Origin of the sequence: Streptomyces sp. NPDC059455, assembly GCF_042750115.1 — a bacterium.
In the GTDB taxonomy this organism is placed as follows: domain Bacteria; phylum Actinomycetota; class Actinomycetes; order Streptomycetales; family Streptomycetaceae; genus Streptomyces; species Streptomyces endocoffeicus.
Genome location: NZ_JBHYVB010000124.1, coordinates 1 through 18,456 on the forward strand (window position 1 = coordinate 1; position 18,456 = coordinate 18,456).

General features: G+C 69.5%; 17 protein-coding genes and 4 pseudogenes. 13 read left to right on the forward strand and 8 right to left on the reverse strand.

What is annotated here, in order from left to right:
• Both ACFXB5_RS34290 and ACFXB5_RS34295 read right to left on the reverse strand, forming a co-directional pair.
• Window positions 1-729: hypothetical protein (locus tag ACFXB5_RS34290; RefSeq protein ID WP_385215367.1), on the reverse strand; the 729-nt coding region annotated here is incomplete at its 3' end.
• A 61-nt stretch (window positions 730-790) separates the two neighbouring features.
• Window positions 791-1,789, reverse strand: coding sequence for a LysR family transcriptional regulator (locus ACFXB5_RS34295; protein WP_385215369.1), 999 nt, complete (start codon window positions 1,787-1,789; stop codon window positions 791-793).
• A 162-nt stretch (window positions 1,790-1,951) separates the two neighbouring features.
• On the opposite strand from ACFXB5_RS34295, the gene ACFXB5_RS34300 reads away from it, so the two are divergent.
• Entirely contained in the window at window positions 1,952-2,641 is a 690-nt protein-coding gene (locus ACFXB5_RS34300) for a hypothetical protein (protein WP_385215371.1), read from the forward strand.
• Window positions 2,638-3,783, forward strand: a complete 1,146-nt coding sequence (locus ACFXB5_RS34305) for a Glu/Leu/Phe/Val dehydrogenase (protein WP_385215374.1) — start codon at window positions 2,638-2,640, stop codon at window positions 3,781-3,783. The genes ACFXB5_RS34300 and ACFXB5_RS34305 overlap by 4 nt, the downstream gene beginning before the upstream one ends.
• 34 nt (window positions 3,784-3,817) lie before the next feature.
• Here ACFXB5_RS34305 and ACFXB5_RS34310 read toward each other — a convergent pair whose 3' ends face one another.
• The 3 genes and pseudogenes from ACFXB5_RS34310 to ACFXB5_RS34320 all read right to left on the reverse strand — a co-directional run bounded on the left by ACFXB5_RS34310 (window position 3,818) and on the right by ACFXB5_RS34320 (window position 5,729).
• Window positions 3,818-4,741 carry an NADP-dependent oxidoreductase gene (locus ACFXB5_RS34310; protein ID WP_385215377.1) on the reverse strand — a complete coding sequence of 308 codons (924 nt, stop codon included), beginning with the start codon at window positions 4,739-4,741 and terminating at the stop codon, window positions 3,818-3,820.
• Window positions 4,741-5,253 carry a nuclear transport factor 2 family protein gene (locus ACFXB5_RS34315; RefSeq protein ID WP_385215380.1) on the reverse strand — a complete coding sequence of 171 codons (513 nt, stop codon included), beginning with the start codon at window positions 5,251-5,253 and terminating at the stop codon, window positions 4,741-4,743. The genes ACFXB5_RS34310 and ACFXB5_RS34315 overlap by 1 nt, the downstream gene beginning before the upstream one ends.
• Window positions 5,222-5,729: pseudogene (locus ACFXB5_RS34320) on the reverse strand (cupin domain-containing protein). Before ACFXB5_RS34320 ends, ACFXB5_RS34315 begins: the two are co-directional and overlap by 32 nt.
• Window positions 5,730-5,880: 151 nt before the next feature.
• Here ACFXB5_RS34320 and ACFXB5_RS34325 point away from each other — a divergent pair.
• The 4 genes from ACFXB5_RS34325 (at window position 5,881) to ACFXB5_RS34340 (ending at window position 9,344) form a co-directional block, all read left to right on the forward strand.
• On the forward strand, window positions 5,881-6,678 hold the full coding sequence (locus ACFXB5_RS34325; protein WP_385215383.1) for an SDR family oxidoreductase: 798 nt from the start codon (window positions 5,881-5,883) through the stop codon (window positions 6,676-6,678).
• A gap of 91 nt (window positions 6,679-6,769) precedes the next feature.
• Window positions 6,770-7,324: a TetR/AcrR family transcriptional regulator gene (locus ACFXB5_RS34330; protein ID WP_385215385.1), complete on the forward strand. Its 555-nt coding sequence runs from the start codon at window positions 6,770-6,772 to the stop codon at window positions 7,322-7,324.
• Window positions 7,324-8,217 carry an aldo/keto reductase gene (locus ACFXB5_RS34335; protein WP_385215387.1) on the forward strand — a complete coding sequence of 298 codons (894 nt, stop codon included), beginning with the start codon at window positions 7,324-7,326 and terminating at the stop codon, window positions 8,215-8,217. The genes ACFXB5_RS34330 and ACFXB5_RS34335 overlap by 1 nt, the downstream gene beginning before the upstream one ends.
• Window positions 8,218-8,324: 107 nt before the next feature.
• Entirely contained in the window at window positions 8,325-9,344 is a 1,020-nt protein-coding gene (locus ACFXB5_RS34340; protein WP_385215390.1) for an NADPH:quinone reductase, read from the forward strand.
• 78 nt (window positions 9,345-9,422) lie between these two features.
• On the opposite strand, the gene ACFXB5_RS34345 is transcribed toward ACFXB5_RS34340, so the two are convergent.
• Complete coding sequence (locus tag ACFXB5_RS34345; RefSeq protein ID WP_385215393.1) at window positions 9,423-10,040, reverse strand: TOPRIM nucleotidyl transferase/hydrolase domain-containing protein; 618 nt, start codon at window positions 10,038-10,040, stop codon at window positions 9,423-9,425.
• Between the two features lie 193 nt (window positions 10,041-10,233).
• Here ACFXB5_RS34345 and ACFXB5_RS34350 point away from each other — a divergent pair.
• From ACFXB5_RS34350 to ACFXB5_RS34365, 4 genes and pseudogenes are all read left to right on the forward strand, one after another.
• Window positions 10,234-10,962, forward strand: a pseudogene (locus tag ACFXB5_RS34350) (alanine racemase); the annotation flags it as partial.
• Window positions 10,963-11,108: 146 nt separating this feature from the next.
• Window positions 11,109-11,405 carry an MFS transporter gene (locus ACFXB5_RS34355; RefSeq protein ID WP_385215395.1) on the forward strand — a complete coding sequence of 99 codons (297 nt, stop codon included), beginning with the start codon at window positions 11,109-11,111 and terminating at the stop codon, window positions 11,403-11,405.
• Entirely contained in the window at window positions 11,339-12,667 is a 1,329-nt protein-coding gene (locus tag ACFXB5_RS34360; protein WP_385215398.1) for an MFS transporter, read from the forward strand. The genes ACFXB5_RS34355 and ACFXB5_RS34360 overlap by 67 nt, the downstream gene beginning before the upstream one ends.
• A gap of 461 nt (window positions 12,668-13,128) precedes the next feature.
• Window positions 13,129-13,326 (forward strand): annotated as a pseudogene (locus tag ACFXB5_RS34365) (IS3 family transposase); the annotation flags it as partial.
• Between the two features lie 217 nt (window positions 13,327-13,543).
• Here the strand turns inward: ACFXB5_RS34365 and ACFXB5_RS34370 are convergent.
• Window positions 13,544-14,293 (reverse strand): SDR family NAD(P)-dependent oxidoreductase, encoded by a 750-nt coding sequence (locus tag ACFXB5_RS34370; RefSeq protein WP_385215401.1) that lies wholly within the window; start codon window positions 14,291-14,293, stop codon window positions 13,544-13,546.
• A gap of 237 nt (window positions 14,294-14,530) precedes the next feature.
• Here ACFXB5_RS34370 and ACFXB5_RS34375 point away from each other — a divergent pair, with 237 nt between their 5' ends.
• From ACFXB5_RS34375 to ACFXB5_RS34385, 3 genes and pseudogenes are all read left to right on the forward strand, one after another.
• Window positions 14,531-15,439, forward strand: a complete 909-nt coding sequence (locus ACFXB5_RS34375; RefSeq protein WP_385215404.1) for a LysR family transcriptional regulator — start codon at window positions 14,531-14,533, stop codon at window positions 15,437-15,439.
• A 30-nt stretch (window positions 15,440-15,469) separates the two neighbouring features.
• Window positions 15,470-15,882 (forward strand): annotated as a pseudogene (locus ACFXB5_RS34380) (transposase family protein).
• 603 nt (window positions 15,883-16,485) lie between these two features.
• Complete coding sequence (locus ACFXB5_RS34385; protein ID WP_385215406.1) at window positions 16,486-17,415, forward strand: hypothetical protein; 930 nt, start codon at window positions 16,486-16,488, stop codon at window positions 17,413-17,415.
• Between the two features lie 75 nt (window positions 17,416-17,490).
• Here ACFXB5_RS34385 and ACFXB5_RS34390 read toward each other — a convergent pair whose 3' ends face one another.
• Window positions 17,491-18,423, reverse strand: a complete 933-nt coding sequence (locus ACFXB5_RS34390) for an AraC family transcriptional regulator (RefSeq protein WP_385215409.1) — start codon at window positions 18,421-18,423, stop codon at window positions 17,491-17,493.
• Window positions 18,424-18,456 lie beyond the last annotated feature (33 nt).

Below are 18,456 nucleotides of genomic sequence, written 5' to 3' on the forward strand. Positions count from 1 at the left end.
GTTGAGGCGGAGGAAGAAGCCGTAATGCGCGTCGATGTCCGCGAGCAGCGCCTCGACGAGCAGCAACTGCTTGTCCGCCACGGGCTTTCGCTGCCGGCCGCGCAGCTCCCGGAAGACCTCCAGCTGGGTGACGACCCGGCCCCGGAACCACTTCCTGCGGTACCAGCGCACCGTACGGCGGTGCGGCAATCGGCAGACGTCGGCCACCTTCACCAGCACCCCGACCAGCCCGCCCAGCTGCTGGGCCAGCTGCTCGTCCCGGGCCAGCGCCTCGGCCCGCTCCTTCATCTCCTGCAGGGTGTAGCGGCGTTCCTCGGCGATCGCCTGCTTGACCATCCGTGCGATCTTGGTGTTCTGCTTGGCCGGCATCTGGCCGTCGTCCGGCCGCCACACGTACAGCGCCGCGAAGGCCGCCGCGAAGCGGGGGAAGGCGATGGGCAGCCGGTAGGCCGGGCGGCCGTCGTATCCGCAGCCCTGGGCGATGGCCAGCAGCTCGGTGACGACCTGCTGCTCCGGTGTCTCCTCCGCCGGCAACTCATCCGGACAGTTGACCGGCAGAACGCCGCGGTGCCGCTCGTGGAAGAGGCGGGGCCAGCCGCGGACGGCCGCCTCCTCACCTTCGAGCTGAAGGACCAGCGCCCCGCTCGCACGGTGGAACCTCAACCGCCCGAAGCGCAGCCGGTCCCTGATCGTCAGCTGCGCCAGCGCCGCGTCCAACGTCTGTTCCATGTCTGCCCCCGTCCTCGGAAGGGGCGAGGATAGGGCAGAGGCTCGGGAGGGGTCCCGGGCTTCAGGGGGTATCGGCACGGGGGTCTGTCGCCGAAGGAAGCAGGGCGCCCCCTTTGCCGACGGGCTGGTGCGGCTGTTCGTCCCGCGTGGCATGCACATACGGCTCGTCCGCCGGTACCGCGCCGCGCAGCGAGCCGATCATCGTGCCCAGCAGGGGATTGCTGTTCTCATGGCGGTGCAGGGCCATCACGCGGCGGAACGCCAAGCGCTGCGCCAGCCGAGTCGCCTCCACCGAGTCACCGGGCGAGTGACCGGGCGAGTGACCGAGCCCCGGCACGATGGCCACGCCAAGACCAGCGGACACCAGCTCCCGTACGACGTCGTAGTTGTTGCTGCGAAAGGCGACCGCGGCCTCGAAACCGGCCGCCGCGCACAGCCGGGTGAGCGAGAGCGCACCGGCCGTGCCTTCCCTGCTGGTGATCCAGCGGGCCTGCGAGAGCCCGGCCAGGCGCGGGCTCAGACCGCTGCCGCGGGCCCTGAGCAGAACGAGGTCCTCGCGTACGAGCTGATGACAGGCCAGGCCGTCCGACCACCGCCGGGGGCTCAGCCCGTACTCGTACACCAGCGCCACATCCAGATCACCGGCGTTCAGCGCGGCGACGAGCTCCTCCGGCTCGCCCTCCTCGAGCTGCACTTGCGCCCGCGAGTGGGCCGACGTCAGGGCCGACAGCGCCGGTGGCACCAGCCGGACACTGGCCGTGGGGAAACTTCCCAGCCGCAGCCGAGCCGTGGCACCGGTGGCGAGCTGGCGCACCTGATGGCCGAGGTCGTCCATGGCCGCCAGCACCGGGACACTGAGGCCGACCAGCCGGTGAGCCGCCGCGGTCGCCCGGACACCGTGCGCCTCCCGCTCGAACAGCACCAGCCCCGTCTCCTTCTCCAGGGCCGAGACCTGCTGGGAGATCGCCGAGGCGGTGTACCCGAGCTCGCGGGCCGCGATGACGAACGAGCCGGTGCGCACGACGGCCCTCAGGGTGAGCAGATGCCGCGGCTTGAGCAACGCGTACCTCCCGCCGGACTCCACGAGCGGGCCACAGCGTAAGCATCGCTGCGGCTCAAAGGTCAATACTTTCGTGCTGCTCGGTCTTGTGAGGCGGGCCGGGGCCCCGGATCGTGGCTGTGACGAGGTCGAACATGGCCGATGGACAAAGGAGCTACCGCAGTGACGGCGACCGCGCGGGGTCCGCGACGTCCCGACGCCGCGAGGGTGCGGGGTCCGCAACGCCCCGACGCCGCGGCCGTGTCCGAGGCGCTGATTCGCGGCGACTGCGGCGAGATGCACGGCGACACCGGATGCCGGGCCCAGTACACGGCCGACGCCTCCAACTACCGCCGGGTCCCCCTGGCCGTGGTCTTCCCCCGCGAGCGCCGCACGTGCTCAACACGATCGCCGTCTGCCGCCGCCTGGGCGCGCCGATCACCTCGCGCGGCGCGGGCACCAGCACCTCGGGGCAGGCCATCGGCTCCGGCGTGGTCATGGACTTCTCCCGCCACTTCAACCAGCCACGCCCACTGCCACCAGCACGCCACCAGCGGCTTCACCGCCGACAGCGCACTCCTGGACGCCATGGGTGTCGACAACGGCGTGCTGAACTCGGGCTGCTGCGGCCCGGCCGGCAACTTCGGCTTCGAACGTGGCCACTACGACGTATCCGTCGTGGCCGGTGAACAGGTCCTGCTGCCCGCCGTCCGAGCCGCCGCACCGGACACCGTCGTCCTCGCGGACGGCTTCAGCTGGCGCACCCAGATCACTCAGCGGACCGACCGCGCGGGCACCCACCTCGCCGAACTCATCGCCCGCGCCCTGCCCCACCAAGCCTCTTCCTCAGCAGACAAGGAACCCGCACCGTGACTGACGCACTGTCGCTCATCGACGACTGGGGACCCGAGAAGATCGTCGTCGTCTCCCACCGACGCACCGGTATGAAGGGCGTCCTGGTCATCGACAACACCGCCCGCGGCATCGGCAAGGGCGGCACCCGGATGAGCCCGACCGTCTCCGTCGGTGAAGTCGCCCGGCTGGCCCGCGTCATGACATGGAAATGGGCCGGCGTCGATCTCTTCTACGGCGGCGCGAAAGCGGGAATCGTCGCCGACCCGGCATCCCCCGAGAAGGAAGCGATCCTGCGCGCCTTCGCCCGCGCCCTGTCCAACGAGGTGCCCCGCGAATACGTGATGGGCCTGGACATGGGGCTGACCGAGAACGACGCGGCCATCATCCAGGACGAGCTCGGCGACCGCGGCGCGGCCGTCGGCACGCCGGGCCACCTCGGGGGAGTGGCCTACGACGAGCTCGGCGTCACCGGCTACGGAGTGGCCGAGGCCGCCGACGCGGCCGCTCAGCACCTCCGGCTGCCCCTCAGTGGCGCCCGGGTCGCCATCCAGGGATTCGGGGCCGTCGGCCACGCCGCCGCCGTGCGGTTCGCCGAACTCGGCGCCACCGTCGTCGCCGTCTCCACCGCCAAGGGGGCCCTCCACGATCCCGCCGGACTGGACGTGCCCGCCCTGCGGGCCGCGCGGGAAGAGCACGGCGACGACTTCGTCACCCGCCACCACCAGGGCATCGCCGTACCGCCCGGCCAGGAACTCACCGTCGACTGCGACATCCTCGTCCCGGCGGCCCTGCAGGACGTCATCGACGAGACAACCGCCCACCAGATCAAGGCCAAGCTGGTCGTGGAAGGCGCCAATCTGCCCACCTCACCGCGGGCACAGTCCATCCTCGCGGAACGTGGCGTCTCCCTCCTGCCCGACTTCGTGGCCAACGCCGGTGGCGTCGTCGCCGCCGCCTTCGCGATGGACGCCCGCTACTCCGGATTCCGGCCCGAGACCTCCACCATCTTCGAGACGATCTCCAAGCGGCTGCGCGCCAACGCCGTCACCGTTCTCGAAGAGGCCCAGCGCCGTGCCACCACTCCGCATATCGCCGGGCGCGGCCTCGCCGAGGAACGCGTCCGCGCCGCCATGCGCAGCAAGGGCCGGATCGGCCCCTGATCGTTGTGTTACGGGAGACGTCAGGAGAGACGCGTCAGTCGATCTCGATGACGATCTTGCCGGGGGTTTCACCGGCGGCCAGGGCGCGCTGCGCGTCGGCCGCGCGTGCCAGCGGATAGGTGGCGCCGATCCGGATGTGGAACTTGTCGGCATCGGCGAGTTCCACGAGCGCCGCGAGGTCCGCGTGGTCCATGCGGCAGAAGACCGGAGCGACGCCCGGCACACCGATGTCGACGAGGGACGCCACGCGTGCGCCGGGTGCGGCGGCGTGTGCCGTCGCCGTCAGCACACCACCGCCGACGGTGTCCAGGGCCGCGTCCACGCCCTCGGGGACGAGTTCGCGCACGCGGCCGGTGGCGCCGTGGCCGTAGGTGACGGGTTCGGCTCCGAGCGTGCGCAGGTAGTCGTGGCCGCGTGGCGAGACGGTGCCGATGACGCGTGCGCCGCGCGAGCGGGCGATCTGGACGGCGAGCGAGCCGACGCCACCGGCCGCCCCGTGCACCAGCAGGGTCCGGCCCCGTTCGACGCCCAAGGTGTGCACCACGGCCTGGTAGGCGGTCAGGCCCGCCAGTGGCAGGGCGGACGCCTGGGTGAAGCTCATGGTGAGGGGCTTGCGGACCAGGGTGCGGACGTCCGCGGCGACGAGTTCGGCCAGGCCGCCGTGGGCGCGCTGCACATCGCTCCTGACGTACCCGACGACCTCATCGCCGGCCGAGAACTCCGGCGTGGCGAGACCTGGGCGCTCCACCACACCGGCGATGTCCCAGCCGGGGATGACCGGGAAATACGTATCGACGGCGCCGTCGAGCGCACCTGCCTGCATGGCCAGGTCCGCGGGGTTGAGCGCGGCCGCCTTCACTCGCACCAGCACCGAGTCGACGTGTGTCTTCGGCTCCGGCAGCTCGGCGGGCTCCAGGACTTCCGGACCGCCGTAACGGCGGTAGACCATCGCCCTCATCACGCCCCCGGAACCGCGATCGGCAAGTCCATCAACACGCTGTGGTGTGCGATCCTCCACTCGCCGTCGACGCGGCGCAGATCGGTCTCGTAGTAGCCGGACTCGATCGGCCGGACCGTCCCCTGGGCACCGAAGACGCCCTCCGGCCAACCGTCCGCGGGACGGGCGGAAGCCCGCACCGAGAAGACGACGAACTGGGCGCTCAGGTGGGCGTCGTCGCCGTGGATGTCGATGATGTGGTCGGTGGTGGTGTGGTGGCTCGCGCCGCCCTCGGGGTGGGGAGCCATGAAGTGCTCCACCGCGTACTCCACACCGGTACCGCCGATCAGTGGCTCCCCGAACGGCTCGTAGGAGTCCGGGCCCGTCCTGGTGTGGATCTGCACGATCGCGTCGTCGGTGAACAGGGCGCCTTGCGCCTTGCCGTCGCGCCGGTCCGTCGCGCGGACGTAGCGGGCCAGGACTTCCTGGATCTTGCGCGCGTCACCTGGTGGCGCATGACCACGGCGGGACACCTAGGCGGGTGTCGAGCTCGCCGCCGAGAAGGTCGATGACGGAGCTGAGCGACGCGTGGTGCCCGACCCTCTTCGGGATGTGGATGTACGCGGGCAGCTTCGCCAGGACGGGGTGCGGCCGCACCCGATCGAGCTGGTAGGAACCGCAGATCAGCACGGTGGATACCGGGGCATCGGCGGGCTGGACGGGTTGCCACGCGTCGTCCATCTCGCGGGTGACCGGGATGAGCGGGCTCCGGATGGTCGGCGAGCGCGATCCGCTGGCCATGGGACACGAAGACGACATCACCGGCGCTGAGCGCCACGGGCCGACCCGCCCCCGGAGGCAGCAGCCAGCAGTTTCCCTGGAGGACCACATGGAATCCCGCCCCGCCCGAGGCGGGGAACTCCAGACCCCAGGGGGCGGTGAGGTGGGTCCGGGCGGACACGGGGCGGCCGCTGCGAATGGCGCTGACCGCGTCACTGATGACGTCCATGAACCGGAAGGATAGGTCACACGGCTGATGCGGCACGATCGGACAATGATCGGAGACAAACAGGCATTGGTCGACCCGCCGTGGGCTCTTTAGATTCACCGGGTGCCTCGATCACGGGGACACATCCCACGACATCCGAAAGAGCGGTGCGGTGACTTCAGCAGCCCAGCCGGACAACACGGCCACCGGTGAGTTCGCGGGCAAGCGCGCCCTTGTCACGGGCGGTACCCGCGGCATCGGCGCGGCGATCGTGGACCGGCTCACCCGCGGCGGAGCCCGCGTCGCCTTCAGCGCCCGTTCGGCTCCCCGGGACGGGGGCCCGGAGCTCTTCGTCCAGGCCGACATCGGCACGGCTGCCGGCGCGGAGTCCATCGCCCGGCACGTCGCCGAGCATCTCGGGGGAGTGGACATCCTGGTCCACAACGCCGGCGCCGACGGCGGGGAGCACGTTCCTCTCCTGACGCAGGCCCATGCCGTGTGGCAACTCGTCATGGACGTCAACGTGTTGGGGCCCGCTCGGCTGGACCGGGCGCTCGTTCCGGGGATGGTCGAGCGTGGCACGGGCGCGGTGGTGCACATCTCGTCACTGTCACGGTCGATGCCGAACCCGAACCGGGTTCCGTACGGCTCCGCGAAGGCGGCACTGACCCACTACAGCAAGGGCCTGGCGAACGAGGTCGCTCCGCACGGCGTCCGGGTCAACAGCGTCACCCCCGGATTCACCGAGAGCGACTGGGGACGCTCCTTCGTCGCCGCGATCGCGGGCAGCGCCGGGGTCGGGTATGAGCGAGCCCGGCGCAACGTCATGGAGCAGATCGGCATTCCGCTGGGTCGGCCCTCGCGTCCGGAGGAAGTGGCCGAGCTCGTCGCGTTCCTCGTCTCACCGCGCGCGGCCTCCATCGTCGGCGCCGAGTACGTCATCGACGGGGGCAGCAAGCCCACCGTGTGACGGCCGATCGTTTTCCGCACCACAAAAAGAACGGTGATTCTGTTAACGTATTCCGCAAGCAGAACTACTGTTCTTTTTATGGGGGTGTGTGGTGCCGCGGCTCACCGACGCGCGCAAGGAACTCCGGCGTGCCCAGATCGCGGAGGCCGCCGTGCGATGCTTCGACCGCAACGGCCTGGAGCGGACCTCGATCGCCGACATCACGGCCGAGTCCGGCCTCTCGGCAGGCTCGATCTACACGCACTACCGCAACAAGGCCGACCTGGTTCAGGCCGCCGCCCGCGAGGTGCTCGCCAAGCGCGCCGAGGTCCTCGGCGAGTACGCCGCGAGCGACACTCCGCCCGACCCCGACGAACTCCTCGCCCGCCTGATCGCCGCGATCGACCCTGCCGAGGCCCGGGTCGGCGTGCAGACCTGGGGTGAAGCGACCACCGACCCGGTCATTCGCGGCATCGTCGTCGACATGATCGACCAGATGCGCGCGATGCTGCGCGACTGCGTCACGGCCTGGCTGGTCAAGGTCGAGGACCAGGAGCCGGCCGCGGCCCGGGAGCGCGCCACCCCGATCGCCCACCGGGTGTCGGCGCTCTACCAGGCCGAACTGCTGTACACCGCCTTGCGATCACCGACTCAGGAGACAGCGTGATGACCACCCCGACCGCATCGTTCGCCGGCCGCGACGTCTTCCGGATCGGCTACGGCGCGGCGCAGCTCGCCCGCCTGCACGACCGCCGCGGCGAGGCCGTCGCGCTGCTGCGCCGCGCGGTCGAGCTGGGCGTCGACCACGTGGACACCGCAGAGTTCTACGGCTTCGGTTTCGCCAACGACGTGATCCGCGAGACGTTGCGCCCCGAGGACGGTGTCCTGGTCGTCACGAAGGTCGGCGCAGACCCCAACCCAGGCGGGCGCCTGCCGCTGCGTCCGGCGCAGCGGCCCGAGGAGCTGCGCGCAAGTGTCGAGGACAACCTGCGCAGCCTCGGCGTCGACCGGCTCGAGGTGGTCAACCTCCGCCGCCTGGACACCGGTCCCGGGCTGCGTCCCGAGGGCGACCAGATCGTCGGCCTCGATGACCAGCTCGCGACGATGACCGCCCTGCGCGACGCGGGCAAGATCGGCGCGATCGGCCTGAGCAGCGTCACCCTCGACGGCCTGCGCCGCGCCCTGCCGGCCGGTATCGCCTGCGTGCAGAACGCGTACAGTCTCGCCTCCCGCGATGACGAGGACATGCTCGAACTGTGCGCGGCCGAGGGCATCGCCTGGGTGCCGTTCTTCCCGCTCGGTGGGGCCTTCCCGGGCCTGCCCAAGGCCACCGAGGAACCGGCTGTCCGGACCGCGGCCGAGTCCCTGGGCGTCACGCCTTCCCAGGTCGGCCTCGCCTGGCTGCTGCACCACGCCCCGAACGTGCTGCTCATCCCCGGCACCGCCAGCGCCGCCCACTTGGAGGCCAACATGGCGGTCAGTGAGATCGCGCTCGACGCCGCGACCCTCGCCACTCTCGATGGCATCGAGTCCCGCTCCAACGAAGTCCCGATCGGCTGACCGGAACCAGCGCGGCCCGGGTCGCGACCGCACCACACGCCGGACACCCTGACGAACCGCCAGGCCACGCCGGGAAACCCCGCTCTACCAGGCTCCAAGGACGGATCATGAAGGCCATCATCTACCGAGACAACGGCGCCCCCGACGTTTTGCAGTTCGTCGACCGTGACCTGCCCGCGCCCGCCCCCGGCGAGGTTCGCGTCCGGGTCGCTGTGTCCGGGGTCAACCCGACCGACTGGCAGGCACGCTCCGGCGTCGGCCACCCCAAGCACTTCTCCGAGGTCACCCCGCACCTCGACGGCGCCGGTACGATCGACGCCGTCGGTGAGGGTGTCGACCAGAGCCGGGTCGGTCAGCGGGTCTGGCTGTTCATGGCCGCCGCCGGGCGGCCCACCGGCACCGCTGCCGAGTTCACCGTCGTGCCCGCCGAACAGGCCGTGCCGCTGCCCGACGAGGCCGGCTTCGACGTCGGCGCTGCACTCGGAGTCCCCGCGCTGACCGCGCACCGCGCGCTCACCGTCGCCGAGGACGGGCCGCGTCGGCTGCGCCCTGGGGCACTCGACGGGAAGGTGGTGCTCGCCGCGGGCGGGGCCGGAGCGGTCGGGCACGCGGTGATCCAGCTCGCCCGATGGGCCGGCGCTACCGTGATCAGCACGATCAGCGGGCCGGAGAAAGCCCGGCTGGCCACCGCCGCCGGAGCCCACCACGTGATCAACTACCGCGAGGGCGACCCGGCCGCCGAGATCCGCAAGATCGCCCCGGACGGCGTCGACATCGTCGCAGAGGTGGCGCTGGGCACGAACCTCGCACTGGACCTGGCCGTGCTGCGAACCCGCGGCACGATCTCGACCTACGCCAACGACGGTGGCAAGCCGGTCGAACTTAACGTGCTGCAGAACCTGGTGCTGAACACACGCTTCCAGTTCCTGGTGCTCTACATGGCCGGTCCGGAGGCACGCGCCGCAGCCGTCCAGGACGTCGCCGCCGCACTGCGCGACGGCGCGCTGCCGGTCGGCGAGGAGCACGGTCTGCCGCTGGTCCGCTTTCCGCTCGACCGCACCGCCGACGCGCACCGAGCGGTGGAGGGCGGCGCGGTCGGCAAGGTCCTGGTGGACGTCACGTCGTGACGTCCAGTCGGCCGCCGTGCGAATCCCCGGGCAGAACGCCATGGCCCGAGTTCACCATCGCTCACCGAGCCTGAAGGGTCAGAGGCAGGTGAGCAGGTCGTCGAGTGGCGCGGGTACGCGGTCGTTGTCGAGGGCCTCGACGAGGACGCGGCCGTAGTGGATCTTCCGCCCCTTCTTCGTACCGAGGAAGCGCCGCAACTGCTGCGGTGAGGTGCGGCCCCGCTGTGCGGGCTGGCGCTGGAAGGTCTGCAGGGCGCGCAGGTCGCCCTCCGCCCGGACGAGCTCCGCCACCTGCGTCACCCCCAGGGCGCGGATGAGCTCGTCCTCCAGATCCGCCGCGCAGACGAAGAACTCCCGCCGCGCCGCGCCGGCCCGCTCCAGGCCGCGGGCGTAGAAGCGGCGCTCCGCCTCGTCGCACAGCCCGGTGAGGCGGAGGCCCAGACCGGGTGGCCCGAGGAGGTGGGCGAAGCGTCCGACGCTCATGGCACCGCCCATCGGCAGGACGCAGACTCCTTCGGCCGCCAGGTCCCGGCCGCGGCGCGCGGCCAGCGCGCCGACCGCCGCGGCGTCGCTCGGCCCTTCGAGCAGGACGACCGCCCGGACGGGCAGCCGCGCGGCCAGCTCGCGCGCGGGGTCGTCGGGGCCACCGGCCGCCCACGCCGTGACCGCCTCCGTGAACGCCCCCATGTCAGCCATGGGACGAGTCTCTGGCCCTTCCGGCCGCCACGCCAGGGAATTTCACCCTCCCGGAGTCCCGGAGCCGGCTCAGCGGGTCCGCTGTATGGGCGGCCACATCGATCTATCGGCATTGTCTAGAAGTAGAATTTCAGTCGATTGATATGTGCGCGGGACGCGGCCCGGCCCTACTCGAGAAGACGGACATCACTCCATGACCACCACGCCCTCCACCACGGCCGGGACGCTGGCCGACCCCGACACTCCGTTCGCGGTGGTCGACGTACACAAGGCGCTACGGAACATCGACCGGCTCGCCGCCAAGGCCGACCACCTCGGCGTCACCTTGCGGCCGCACGTCAAGACGGCCAAGAGCCTCGATGTCGCCGCCCTCATGCACGGCGCCGCCCCGAACCCCGTCACCGTCTCGACCCTCGCCGAAGCCGAGGCGTTCGCCGACGGCGGTTACACCGACATCACCTACGCCGTCGGCATCGCCCCCCACAAACTCCCCCGTGTGCTCGCCCTGTTGCGCCGCGGCGTCACCCTCCGCGTCCTGCTGGACAGCCCCGAGCAGGCCGCCTTCGTCGCGGAAGCCTCCCGCCGGGCCGGTATCGGCGTTCCCGCGCAGATCGAGATCGACTGCGACGGCCACCGCGGCGGCCTCAAGACCGACGACCCCGCGCTCCTCGACATCGGTCGCACCCTGCACGGCGCCGGATGCCTGGACGGTGTGCTGACCCACGCGGGCGAGTCCTACTTCGCCCACTCGGCGGAGGAGCGGCGGCTGGCGGCGAAGAACGAACGCGACACCGCCGTCGCCGCCGCCGAGAAACTGCGCGCCGCCGGTCTGCCCGTCGCGACCGTCAGCGTCGGCTCGACGCCCACCGCGCACGCCGCCGAGGACCTCACCGGCGTCACCGAACTGCGCGCCGGCAACTACCGGTAGGAAGGCTGGAAGGACTGCCGGATCTGCTGGTCACTCCCGGTGCACGGGTGGGATGCGCTGCCGGCGATGGCGGCTGGTCCGCAGCCACACTGGCGCGGAACATACCCTTTGCGTCGATACTCGCGTTGGAGCCGGGGCGGATGGCCCCGAACGCGAACGGCGACGTCCAGGTGGAGACCCGAGCCTGCGACCTCGGCGAGATGCTCGACCTCAGCGTGGTGGCCGTCGTACTTCCCGAAATCCACGAGTCACTGCACAGCAGCTTCGCCGACCTGCAGTGGGTCTTCGACGCGTACGCTCTCACGCTGGCGATCTTCCTGGTGGCGGCGGGCTCACTCGCCGATCGCCACGGCGGAAGAAGGTCTTCCAAGTGGGCTTCGCGGTCTTCACCATCGCCTCATTGGCCTGCGGCCTCGCCGGTGACGCCACCGCCCTGAGCGCCTTCCGGGCAATCCAGGGCGTCGGCGCTGCCATCATGTTCGCCGTAGGCCCCGCCATGCTGAGCCACGAGTTCCATGGCAAAGAACGAGCCACCGCTTTCACCGTCTTCGGCGCCGCCGCCGCCGGCCTCGCCGTCGCCACCGGACCCCTCATCGGCGGCTTCCTGACCAGTTCCCTGTCCTGGCGCTGGATCTTCTACTTCAACGTTCCCATCGGGGCCATCGCCGTCCTCATCGGCATGCTCCGCGTCCGTGAGTCGATGAACCGCCGCGCTCACCCAACCGACTGGCTCGGCCTGGTCACCTTCAGCATCGCCCTCGGAGCCCTGGTCTTCGCCACCATCCGCGCTCCCGAAGAGGGCTGGACCAGTGCCTTCACCCTCACCCTCTACGCCACGAGCGTCGTCTTTCTCGCTCTGTTCCTGGCCATCGAACACCGCTTGGGCGAACACGCCATGCTCGACCTCGCGTTCTTCCGCAATCCCACCTTCGTCGGTATCTCCCTCGTTGCGATGATCGGTAACGCCGGAGCCCTGCCCTCGGTCTTCTTCGAAACCAGTTACCTGCAGAACATGCTCGGTATGGACGCCTGGGAAGCCGGCCTGCGCTTCCTGCCTCTGACCATCGCCATGTTCGTCACCGGCGCCATCGGCGGCAGCCTCATCGGCAAGGTACCCTTCCGCTTCCTCCTCGGCAGCGCCCCCGCCGTCATGGCCGCAGGCCTGCTCTTCCTCAACCTGACCAAAGCCGACTCCGCCTGGACCGTCCTCATCCCCGCGTTCGTCATCGCCGGTTTCGGCATGGGCATCTTCAATCCCGCCCGCGCCGCGGTCGCCGTCGGGGTCGCCGAACCCGCCAAATCCGGCGTCGCCTCAGGCATCAACGAAACCTTCCAGCAAGTCGGCATCGCCGTCGGCATCGCAGGTGTCGGCGCCTTCTTCCAAAACCGCGTCGCCGACCGCTTCACCAACTCCGAAGTCGGTAGACAACTCGGCCACGACAAGGCCGACGGAGCCGCCCAAGCCATCAGCTCCGGCTCTCTCGAAACGGTGGCCCAAAGCAGCGGCGCCATGCGCGACCAGATGCTGAGCGCCGGACGGGACGCCTACATGGATGCCTTCCACAGCGCCATGAATATCTGTGCCGTCCTCGGCTTCATCGCCGCCGTCGTCGGCTTCCTCGTGATCCGCACCAAGGATCTCCACCACAGCGCAATGTCTGATATTCGCCCCAACACCGACCGTGTGACCACGACGTAGATTGGACGGGCTTCGCTGCGGTCAGGATGGCGGGACTGACCGCACCTCGCCCACCTGTGGCGAGACTGGTCATCAACGGAAGAGCCGCGAGGCGGGGGGCCAGGAGGGCTCCGACGGCCATCATCCCCGCGAGCAGACAGACTGACGACTATGATCGCAGGTAGTTGTCCCTTTCGCCGAGTATGCGCATGCCTGCCCACAGCAGCAGCGGCATGACGAGTAATAGCCCCATAACGAATGTGACCAGGTGGATTTCAGCGCTTCCCCATGAGGCGGGCGGCGCGGTATCCGGGCTGGAAGTCTCCGGGAGCGAACATGGCCGAGATCGGGCGTGCGGCCCAGCTGATGACCTTTTCCTCGTACGGCCAGTCCTGCGGGTGTGAGGCATGTGAGTAGTCGTCCTTGCCGCCCTCCGCTTCCAGGAACGGTTCCAACCCCAGGCTGACGAGGCCAGGTGGACGGCCAGGGCCGAGTCCTTCGTCAGCCTGCTGCGGAAGAACCTCCTCGACCGCCGCGTCCGGGCCACCCGCGAAGAACTCCGGATCGCGATCGTGACCTGGATCGATCGGACCTACCACCGACGCCGGAGACAAGCCTCCCTCAGCCGGCTGACCCCCATCGAATTCGAGACCATCATGACCACTTCGAGACCATCATGACCACGCCGACCCTCCAGGCCGTGTGACCGAACCTGTCACCCAAACCTGCATCAGACCCCTGGCACCGCGCGGAGGCTTTCCTGTCACTGAACGACTGCCGACTTGAGTACCAGCCGAAGGAGGCTGTGGCTCTGGTGCGCGGGAAGCGACGGAGGCGGTGGGCCCACCGCCGTGACCGCCGGCCCGGCAGTGCCATCTCATCTCGGCGACCCGGCAGCTACACCTGAGCCATACCGCCGTCGATGCAAAGTTCCGCGCCCGTCATGAAGCTGCTCTCGTCTGAAGCGAGGAACAATGCACCGCTGGCAATCTCCTCGGGGCGCCCGAGGCGACGCATCGGGACGAGAGTGCTCATCATGGTTCGGACGGCTGCCGGGTCCTGCCCGAAGTAGTCAGCTTGCCCATCGATGATGAGCGTGTCGATCGGCCCCGGGCTCAGCACGTTGACTCGAAGGCCGCGGTCGGCGAACTCTGCCGCCCATGTGCGGGCGTAGGAGCGCACGGCAGCCTTGGCCGCGCTGTATGTCCCTGCCCCGGGATCCCCCTTGAAAGCCGTGATCGAGCCCAACAGAACGATCGAGCCGCCCGTTCGCAGCAGCGGCAGCGCCTTCTGGACGGTGAACAACGTGCCGCGGGCGTTGAGGTCAAACGTGCGGTCGAAGTGATCCTCGGTCACGTCCCCGAAGTTCATCCGCTCAATGTTTCCCGCATTTGCGACAACCACGTCGAGGTGTCCGCTCTCTCGGCGGATGGCTTCGACCAGACCATCGAGATCACCCGACGAAGTGGCGTCCGCAGCGACGGCAGTGACTCGTCCTTCGATGGATGCCTTCGCCGTGTCGAGTGCATCCTTCCGTCGGCCCGTGATGTAGACGTGGGCGCCCTCAGCGGCGAATCTTTCGGCGATCGCCAGACCGAGGCCCGTGCTCGCGCCTGTGACGAGGGCTACTTTGTTTGCGAGACGCATGTCTTCTCCTTGGGTCGAAACGGCTGGAGCCAGATGTGGGCTCCGCGGCTTCCTGGATCCGCACCGAGCGACACAGGACTCTGCAGGTCGGCGTGATGAGACTGCCGGCTCGCACCCACCCGCTCCTGGTCGCCGTCATGCATGCGCACCACGGTAGAATCGATCGGTCATAGAGAAAAATAGTGAATCCGCATATACTGCATTGACATCCTCTATGTCGTTCGAAGGTCAACGTGCATGAATCTGCGACAGTACGAATACGCTCTCGCCGTTGCCGAGGAGGGCTCCATGACCGCGGCAGCGGAGCGCCTACGGGTCACACAGCCGTCTCTGTCGCAGCAGATCGGCACCCTGGAAAAGCACCTTGGGGTAAGACTGTTTACCCGTACCCCGAGCGGGGTCACGGTGACGATTGCTGGGCGAGCCTTCCTCGCGGAAGCGGAGATTGCGACGACAGCGTCCCGGCGGGCCTTCGCGGCTGCCCGCGCCGCCGATGGCGAGTTGGCGGGCGAGCTCATCATCGCTGTCCACATGGGCCTGGGTGCACGTCAGTTGCCGCAAGCGCTGGGGCAGCTACGCCACCACCACCCCAAGCTGCAGGTGACTCTCCACGAGGAGCCCGACCCCGCAGACATGGAACGCCTGGCCCGCCAGGGTGTCCTCGACATGGTTCTAGTGCACCGCATTCCCGAGGGCTGCTCATTCGACATCCGCGTTCTGGGCGAGGAGGCCTACGTAGCCGTCCTGCCGGAAGGACACCCCCTTCTGGAAGATGGCGCGCCCCTGCGCTTGGAGGATCTGGCGTCAGAGGGGTGGGTTAGGTTCCGGCGCGCCAGCCTCCTCGATGAGTACCTGGCTCGCAAGCTCGCCGACGCGGGCCTGAGCCCTCGCACAGTGGCCCGAGCCTCACAGATTTCCACTGCGGTACGACTGGCGGCGCAGGGCCTGGGTGTTACTGTCGCCCCGGCTTCGGCCCTCCCTGAAGGCTTCGAGAAACTGGCCCGCCCGCTTCTGCCTGCACTGGCCGAACCTGTCATTGCCGGGGTACGACGCCATCCGAGTCCGGCGGAGACGGCCGTACTCGATCACCTGAACCAACAGAATTGGTGCGGCATAGGTCTTCTTACCCCGACTGCTTGCGCCTGAGTACTGAGCTGTTTCCAGCCTGACGGGAGGTTGGACGGGCGACCCCGGCAGCACATCTCCGGTCTCCTCGCGGGTCACGGCCGTCATATCGGCTCCCGGTGGCGTCGCCTGACCTGCGGTCGGCAGGCCTTACTCGTCCTGGCGCACCTTCGCTGCGGCGACACCTACGCCCGCCTCGCAGCAGGATTCCGCGTCGGGACCACGACGGTCTACCGGTACATACGCGAGGCCGTCGACCGTATCGCCGCCGACCAGCCCTACGGGGCAAGAACCTGCGCGGCTGGCGTCGGCGTCACAACCGCGATCACGTCAAGATCCGCAGCCTCGGCGAACGCACCATGGCCACCCTCAAGTGCTGGCGGCTCCTGCGGAAGCTCCGTTGCAGCACCATCCGAATCACCACCGTCGTCCGTGCCGTCGTCGCCCTCGAACTCACCACCTGATCAAGATGGAAAAGGGCTCAGTGCCTCGGGGGCCGAATGGAGGGAATCGACAAACCGCCAGGCGAAGTTGTCCCCGATGTGGCAGTGCCCGCGCGTCCGCAGTGCGTGCCAGGACGACCACCATGCCGGTGAAGTGCGCGTTCTCCGCGGCGCGGGCAAGGTGGCGAAGGAGGGCGGGAATCGAGGCGGGCGCCGAAAACATGGAGCCTCCGCTGGACGTGGACGCCCGTGGGTGAACCAGGATCCTACCGAAGTCAAGCACCTGGCCCAGTGGTCCGACCGTCGGGGACACGCTTTGGTGAGGATCCGCAGGTTCTTCAGGAGGGCGAAGCCGTGTTCGACGGAATCGCGTCCGGCGGCGAGGATGCGGTTGGCCTCCTTCTGGGCGGGGGTGAGCTTGCGCGCGTGGGTGGTCTTGAAGCCGGTGACGATTACGCGCTTCGATTCCCGGCGCTTCTCGCTGCGCGACCGCGATGACAAGTACGGCGAGGCATACGACGCCGTCTCCGAACTGTGCGGCGCTGTGCGGGCCGTGCACCAGGCCGGCCTTGCGCACCGGGACGGGACCAGGCCATCGGCGGTGTCGCCGCCGAACCCGCCGACGTGTTCTCGCTGGCCGCCGTGCTGGTCTACGCCGCAACCGGGCGCGACCCCTTCTCGCACGCGGAGGAACAGATCCCCGCGGCCGCCCTGATGTACCGAGTGGTCCACGAGGAACCCGATCTCGAAGGCGTCGCCCCGGAGCTGGTGCCGCTGCTCACCGCGTGTCTGGCCAAGGACCCGGCCGCGCGCCCGACGGCAGCCCAGCTGAGCGGTTGGCTGGAGGACAGGGGTGGCCGGATCGGGCGTTGGCTCGAGGAATGCCCCAGGGTTCTCGCCGGAAAACTGACCGAGACCGAACATTCGGCAGGCACCCTGGTCGACCTCGCACATCCTCCCGTCGCGGCCCCCGCCGGTCAGGAATCGGTCCCGAGGGCGATGAGGTCCGACACTGTCCCCGCTGTCCTGGCCGAGCCCGGCCGGGGCCGTCGCCTGCCTGGCTGCTGCCCACCGCCATCGCGGCGGTCGCGGCCGCGGTGGCGGTGGTGGTCGCCCTCCACTTCGGTACGCAGCGTTCCTCGGCCGATTCCTCCCCGTCCACGCAGGGCGGCCGCCTCGGCCCAGGAGCCCCAAGAACCTCAGGAGCCCCAGGAGAAGGACGCGCCACTTAAGGTCATAAAGGCCACGTTCGAGCTGGCGACCGGAGAGTCTGTGGTGGCCGGGACCAGGAGTCTGATCATGCAGGAAGACGGCAGTCTGGTGGTCCACGACCAGGACCACAAGCCACGCTGGGCTGCGATGACCAAGGGCGAGGGCAACTCCGCCCGCTTCCAGGCGGACCGCAACCTGGTCGTCTACAACAGCGAGGGGCAGCACCTCTGGTCCTCACGGACCAATGGCCACCCAGGAGCGGTCCTCGTGTTCCAGGCCGACGGAAATGGTGTGATCAAGTCCGGCGACGCCGTGCTCTGGGCCGTGGGAACGAAGAGCTGACCGACGCGTGTCGCGGTGACGAAGTGTTCGGTGCCCCGGAGCGGAGCAGGCCGCTCAGCCTCGACGCGGCGGGGGTCAATGGGCGAGCTTCTCGTCACGCAGCCGGTGCCGGTAGCGCAGCGGTGACTCTCCCACCTCCCGTTTGAACGCGGAGCTGAAGGCGCTCACGGATGTGTACCCCAGGTCGGATGCCAGCGACCCGATGGGATCGTCGCCGTCACGCAGGGCGCGCTGCGCCAGCAGCATCCGCCAGCGGTTGAGATAGGTGAGCGGCGGCATGCCCGCCACGGTCCGGAAGTGCGTGGCGAAGGACGTCCGTGACATCGCCGAGGCGCTCGCCAGCGTCTCCAGCCGCCAGGGCTTCGCCGGTTCGGCGTGCATGAGGCTGAGTGCCGGATGCAGACGGTCGTCGGTCAGTGCCCGCAGCCACCCCGAGGGGAGCTCGGCCTGGTCGACGTAGGCGCGCAACATGTCGAGCAGCAGGAGCTGGCCGTGCTGCCGGATGGCGAACGCGGAGCCGACGCGGTCGCCGGTCAGCTCCTCGAGGATCTGGTCCAGCCTGTCCCGCAGGTGGGTCGCGGCGGGGGACGCCCGGACATGCCCCACCGGCGGAAGCGCCTGGAGCAGCAGGGTCCGGCCCACCGAGTTGAGCGCGACGTGGCCGCCGAGGACCACATCGGCCCCGGCGTGGTCGGCGTCGTCCTCGCGGAGGGAGGTGTAGCTCGCCGTGGTCACATCGATGTCGTGGGGCGGCCCGTCACCGGCACCTCCCCGGAGCTCCAGCCAGGCCTGACTGTTCAGGATGGCGACGTCGCCCGTGTCGAGGGCGAGGGGGTTCCCGGTGCTGTCGGTGGTAAGCCACGCGCGACCGCGCGCCACCGCGATGAACTTCAGGGGATGGTCGATGGCGCCGCGCGCCACCCAGTGCCCCCGGGCCGCGAAGCCGCTCGACATCAGTCCCCGGATCTGGATGTGGTCGAACACTTCGGACAGCTGGTCGTCGGCCATATCCGTACGATCGAGCAAAAACCCCGAACGTGC